Here is a 5,789-nt window from a genome sequence, read left to right on the forward strand (position 1 = left end):
GCCAATCGATGCCGTCAACCTCGAGGGGGCAAAAGACTCGGCACCCCTCCTCGCGCACCCCCCCCCCCCCCCCCTCCCCCCCCTCCCCCCCCCCCCCCGGGCCGCCCCCCCCCCCCCCCCCCCCCAGGTCCGTCTCCGCGCCGACCGGGGCTGAGCCGGCAGTGCCCCGGTACGTCCGTCCCCGCGCCACACCGAGCACCGGATCACCGCCACCTGCCCGCCGCCAACCGTCCCATCCCGGAGCCGATATGACCTCTTCGCGGGCACAGACCAGCGACTTCACCCAGCGGGAGGCGGCCGTGCGGCCGGGGCTGCCGCTGACCGCCTACCGTGCCGCGATCGCGCTCGACGAGCCGTTCGAGGCGTCCGCGCCTCCCGTCACACCCGACCGGTTCGACGAGCAGGTGCGCTCGGCCCTGGCACTGCTCGCCAGCGACCGGGCAGTGGACGGACCCGGCCTGCGGCCCGCACCCCTGCGGGACCCGACCGCCACCGACGCGGTGACCGCCCGGCGGGCACTGCGCGCACTGCTGACCGTCCGCGAACCCGGTCCGCTGCCCGAGGGAGCGCGGGAGGCACTGGACGGCATCCTGGGCGCGGAACGGCTGTCGCGACCGTCCTTCACAGCGACCCACCTGCCCACGATCGAGGACGAGTTCCCGCGATCCGCCTTTCCGGAGGCAAGCCGGACGACGCTGTGGCGGGGAGACATCACCACCCTGGCCGCCGACGCCGTCGTCAACGCCGCGAACAGCGCGCTGCTCGGCTGCTTCCGCCCTCTGCACCCCTGCATCGACAACGCACTCCACAACGCGGCCGGGCCCCGGCTGCGCGACGACTGCGCCACGGTCATCGCCCTGCAAGGCGCCTCCGAGCCGACCGGGACCGCCAAGATCACCCGGGGTCACCACCTGCCGGCCCGGTACGTCCTGCACACCGTCGGCCCGGTCGTCGACGGCCGTCCCCGCGCGAGCGACGCCCGGCTGCTGGCCTCCGCCTACCGGTCCTGCCTGGACCTGGCCGCCGAGGTGGAGACGATCCGCACACTCGCGTTCTGCGCCGTGAGCACCGGCGTCTTCGGCTACCCCAAGGACGAGGCGGCGCCCGTGGCCCTGGCTGCCGTCGCCGACTGGCTCGAAGCGCACCCCGGCCGGTTCGACCGCGTCGTGTTCACCGTGTTCGGGGACGACGACGAACGCGCCTACCGCCGCGCCCTCGGCGAACGGACCACATGACCCGAACGGACCGAACGGCCGAAGGACGGCGAAGGGCCCGTCCGTAGGCGGTAGTTCGGCCGACGTGGTGTCAACACGAGGTCGGCGGGGCGGACACGACCCTGAGCCCGGCGCCCGGCCATGTCGGCCGGCGAACCGCCGAACGGACCGGCGCGTTCCGGCGGCTCCGGCGGACCCGGCGGACCCGGCGGACCCGGCGGACCCGGCGGACCCGGCGGACCCGGCGGACCCGGCGGACCCGGCGGCTCCGGCGGCTCCGGCGGCTCCGGCGGCTCCGGCGGCAGGAACAACGAGATTCCGGACGAGTCGCCTCTTAAGGGATCCCGCCTTCGAGCGGGCCGGTGGATGCCCGATGATGGGCAGGCCATGACCATGCTCAGCACCTCCCGTTCGTCGACGCGCCACGCCCCGCTGCCCGTTCTGCGGGCGGCGGTGTTCGCGCTCGTCGGGACGGTCCTGGGGGTGAGCGCCCATCATGTCGTCACCGAGGCGTCGATGCCGTGGCGGCACAGCGCGGCGGCAGCCACGGTGCTCTTCGCCGTGGGGCTCGTGGGCGCCAGGCGCCGGCGTTCGACGGCGACCGTCGTGGCGGTGTGCGGCGCCGCCCAGTTGGGACTGCACGTCCTGCTCGCGGCCACGCACACGCACGGCTCGCACACCGTGGCGGCCACGGGCACGGACAAGGCCATGCCCGCGCGCATGCAGCATGCCATGCACACGCCCCCGGCGTGGCACGGGCGGCTCCACGACTCACTGACGATGTCGGCCGTCCACGTCGCCGCGGCCGTACTGGTCGCGGTGCTGCTGCACCGCGCGGACACCGCGTGCTGGTCACTGGCGCGTGGTCTGGCGAACGCCGTCGACGCGGTCGACGCGGCGCGCGCACGCATCGCCACGGGCTGGGGACTGCTGACGTGGCGCGCCGCACCTCCGTCCTCCGGAATGCCGGCGCTCGTCCCGGCCTGGCTCGATGGGCCGCCCTTCCGGGCGGCGGTGTGCGCGGACGTGGTCGTACGGCGTGGCCCTCCCCGGGTGGGGCTCACACACGCCAACTGACCTCGCCGGGCCGGTCGTCGAGCCGACCCCGGCTCACCCGTGCCTGGAGAAACCCATGTCACCCGCCCCGCACACGCACCGCATCGCCCGCCGCCTGACGCTGGTGACGGCGGCGACCACCACCGTCGTCCTGCTGACCGCAGGACCGGCCTCCGCCCACGTCGAGGTCGAGTCCGACAAGCCCCAGGCCCTGGCCGAGAACGCCGAGATCAGCTTCGACGCCGAGTCGGAGTCCGACAGCGCCGGAGTCGTCAGGGTGCGGGTGGTCCTGCCCGAGGGCATCGCTCCCGCCGACGTGACCTACGGCGAAGGGCCCAAGGGCTGGAAGTTCACGGCCGGCGACGACGGCTACACGGTCGGCGGTCCGGAGCTCGAAGCCGGCGTGAACGCCGAGTACTCGATCGTCGTCAAGCAGCTTCCCGACGTGAAGGAGCTGACGTTCAAGACGCTGCAGACCTACAGCGACGACCGCGTCGACCGCTGGATCGGCCTGGACGAGAACAGCGAGAACCCCGCGCCCGTGCTCGAGTTGAAAGCCGCCGCGCCCGGCGCGAAGCCGGTCAGTCCCTCCGCCGGCGCCGGCGAGTCGGCAGCCGTGTCGCCCACACCCGAGCTGACCGAGCCCTCGGCCTCCCCCACGGCCCAGGCCGGGGAGGAGCACGAGGACGGCGGCCTGTCCGCCGGCGCCTGGATCGGGATCGGCGCCGCGGTGGTCGTCGTGGCAGGCGCCGCCCTCCATCTCGTACGACGCCGAGCCACCTCCCAGCCGTAGACCCCGAGACGCTCCCCCAACGCCCCCTCGGCCGCCCGGCACCCAGCCGCTCGGCCGGGGCCGGCGCGCCACCGGAGACGGCCGCCGCACCAACCGGCGGAGCCGGCGGTGGCCTTGGGGAGCGGCTCGCGGACGGCCACCTCACCCACCGGGACGAGGTGTGCACCGCGCTCGGATGCCAGGCACACCTCACATCGGCGGGGTCACACCCGCGGGCGCACCGTCGGAGCCCGTCAACTCGGAACAACAGGCGGGGACGGGCTCGCGGGTGGGGGGACGTCGCGCATACGGCGGAGCGGGGAGAAGAACACGAACCAGCCGGCCGCCCACGTACCGACGGCGGCCAGCCAGAGGGTGGGCCGCACCCCGATCAGGGTGCCGAGTGCCCCGCCGAGGACACCGCCGACCGGCAGCGTGCCCCACACGACCCAGCGGACGGCCGCGTTCATGCGGCCCATCAGCTCCGGTGGAGTCACCGACTGCCGGTAGCTGAGCTGGGCGACGTTGTAGACCATCCCGGAGAAATACGCGACGGCCCAGCCCAGCGGGAACAGCAGCACGCCCCACCCCCGCCAGGCCGCCACCGCCACGACCTGCGGCGCGCTGAACACCAGCATCGACACCCAGATGATCCGCGCCGAGCCGATCCTCCTGGCGAGCCGGCCGGCGAACACTCCTCCCGCGATCCCGCCCAGGGCCGAGGCCGCCATGATCAGCCCGGTCAGCGCGGGAGTCACGTGCAGCACCCGGATGAGGAAGACCATCGCCAGCGCCGACGTCATGCCGGAGAAGAGGTTGGCGGTGCCCGTGCACGCCACGACCATCCGCAGGATCCTGTGCCCGGCGACGAATCCCAGTCCCTCGGCGATCTGACTCCGCAGTGTCTCGCCCTCGCGCCGCGCGGGTGGCGGCTCCTCGCGTGTCCTGATCCCGGATATGGAGAGGACCGAGACGGCGTAGGAGATCGCGTCAGCCGTCATCGCCCCCGCGGCGCCGAACACCGCGAACAGTCCCCCGCCCAGGCTGGGACCCCCGAGTTGAGCGAACGCCTGGGTGGTCCCCAGCTTGCCGTTGGCGTCCATGCGGAGGTCGGCACGGACGAGCGACGGCACATAGCTCTGGTACGAGACGTCGAAGAACACCGTGCACACGCCGGCCGCGGCAGCGACGACGTAGAGCTGCGCCATCGTCAGGGCACCGAAGGCGGCCGCCAGCGGCACCGAGCCGATGATCAGCAGACGGAGGACGTCACAGACGATCATGATGGAACGTCTGGAGCCACGGTCCACGAGCGCACCCGCGGGCAGTGCGATCAGGGCGAACGCGACCGTGGCGGCGGCGGTCAGCAGCCCGACCTCGAACGTGCTCGCCTCCAGCGCGACGACCGCGACCAGCGGCAGCGCGATCTGGGTGACCGCCGAGCCCATCTCGCTGACCGTCTGACCGCTCCACAGCAGCATGAAGTCCCGTTGACGCCACAGGCCCGGACCACCGGCCTCCGCCCCGGCGCCCTCCTGCTCCCTCGCCACGTCCGTCACCACACCGACTCCCCCCTCGGATCCACGGCCCGGACTGTACCGCCGATCATGAACACGCTCATGCGGGAGGAGCTACCCGACGGTCGCCTGCACGAGCACCTGTCCACCGGCGGGTGCCCGCTCCGCACGTTCGCGTGGGCCCAGGTCGCCAGCACAACCTGGGACCCCGATCGGCCACGCGGTCTCCCGCGGATGTCCCTCAAGGCCCTGACCCCTGACAGGTCAGTCGCAACCCAACACAGCAGCGCCTACGCCGACTTACCTCGCGCGTCCGTGGTCACGGCCACGCCCCCGCCCCGATCCCCGGTGCGGCGGCCGGTGATGGCGTCGACGCCGTGGTGGATCGTGACGCCGTCGGGCGGCGCGCTCGGCGTTGGAGGGGTGCCTCGATGGGGCGGGCATCGAACTCGGGCTGCCTCAGCGCGCCGTCTGGTTAGAGTTGGGTGGTGCCCGAGCTGAAGCGGCTGCATGCCGGCCATGCCCCGGCGGTCCTGGCCTTCGAGTTGGCGAACCGCACCTACTTCGCTGCCTCGATCTCCGACCGCGGCGACGACTTCTTCGACCAGTTCACCGACCGGTACAACGCCTCGCTGGCCGAGCAGGAGGCCGGCGTCTGCGCCTTCTACGTGCTCGTCGCCGAGGACGGCGCGGTACTCGGCAGGTTCAACCTGTACGACTTGGAGGACGGCACTGCCAGACTCGGCTTCCGGGTCGCGGAGCAGGTCGCCGGTCGCGGCGTGGCGACCGCGACCGTCCTGGAACTGTGCGGGCTGGCGGTGGCGCCCCACGGGTTGCGTACGCTGCGGGCGGCCGCCGCCCGCGACAACGTCGCCTCCCAGAAGGTGCTGACCAAGGCTGGTTTCGTACCGGCCGGCCCCGCCGACCCGGCCGACCTCGGCGGTAAGCCGGGCACCTGGTATCAGCGTGACCTCATGGACCGGCCCTGAGCAGTGAACCTGGCGGCGCGCGGCCGGGAGACGGACACGGCACCGCTGACGCGCACCGGCTTTCCTTCACCTGCGCCGTTCCCTTGCCGTGGGGGGGGGGGGGGGGGGGGGGGCGGGGGGGGGGAGGGGGGGGGGGGGGGGGGGGGGGGGGGGGGGGAGCCGGGGGGGGGGGGGGGGGGGGGGGGGGGGGGGGGGGGGGGGGGGGGGGGGGGGGGGGGGGGCAGGTGGGGGGGGGGGGCAC

5 protein-coding genes are annotated in these 5,789 nt (G+C 73.9%); 4 read left to right on the top strand and 1 reads right to left on the bottom strand.

Annotated elements, in window-relative coordinates:
• Positions 1 to 248: 248 nt before the first annotated feature.
• From AC07AZ_RS16815 to AC07AZ_RS16825, 3 genes are all read left to right on the top strand, one after another.
• A complete protein-coding gene (locus tag AC07AZ_RS16815) occupies positions 249 to 1,235 on the top strand; it encodes a macro domain-containing protein (RefSeq protein WP_478848291.1) in 987 nt (328 codons plus the stop codon).
• A 366-nt stretch (positions 1,236 to 1,601) separates the two neighbouring features.
• Positions 1,602 to 2,291, top strand: a complete 690-nt coding sequence (locus tag AC07AZ_RS16820; protein WP_478848293.1) for a hypothetical protein — start codon at positions 1,602 to 1,604, stop codon at positions 2,289 to 2,291.
• Between the two features lie 55 nt (positions 2,292 to 2,346).
• Positions 2,347 to 3,063, top strand: a complete 717-nt coding sequence (locus AC07AZ_RS16825) for a DUF1775 domain-containing protein (RefSeq protein ID WP_478848295.1) — start codon at positions 2,347 to 2,349, stop codon at positions 3,061 to 3,063.
• 233 nt (positions 3,064 to 3,296) lie between these two features.
• Here AC07AZ_RS16825 and AC07AZ_RS16830 read toward each other — a convergent pair whose 3' ends face one another.
• The gene (locus tag AC07AZ_RS16830) at positions 3,297 to 4,592 is read right to left on the bottom strand and encodes an MFS transporter (protein WP_478848297.1); all 1,296 of its coding nucleotides are present in this window, start codon (positions 4,590 to 4,592) and stop codon (positions 3,297 to 3,299) included.
• A 455-nt stretch (positions 4,593 to 5,047) separates the two neighbouring features.
• Here AC07AZ_RS16830 and AC07AZ_RS16835 point away from each other — a divergent pair, with 455 nt between their 5' ends.
• Positions 5,048 to 5,548 carry a GNAT family N-acetyltransferase gene (locus AC07AZ_RS16835; RefSeq protein WP_478848299.1) on the top strand — a complete coding sequence of 167 codons (501 nt, stop codon included), beginning with the start codon at positions 5,048 to 5,050 and terminating at the stop codon, positions 5,546 to 5,548.
• Positions 5,549 to 5,789: the final 241 nt, after the last annotated feature.

The organism is Streptomyces sp. NPDC043878, assembly GCF_056435735.1.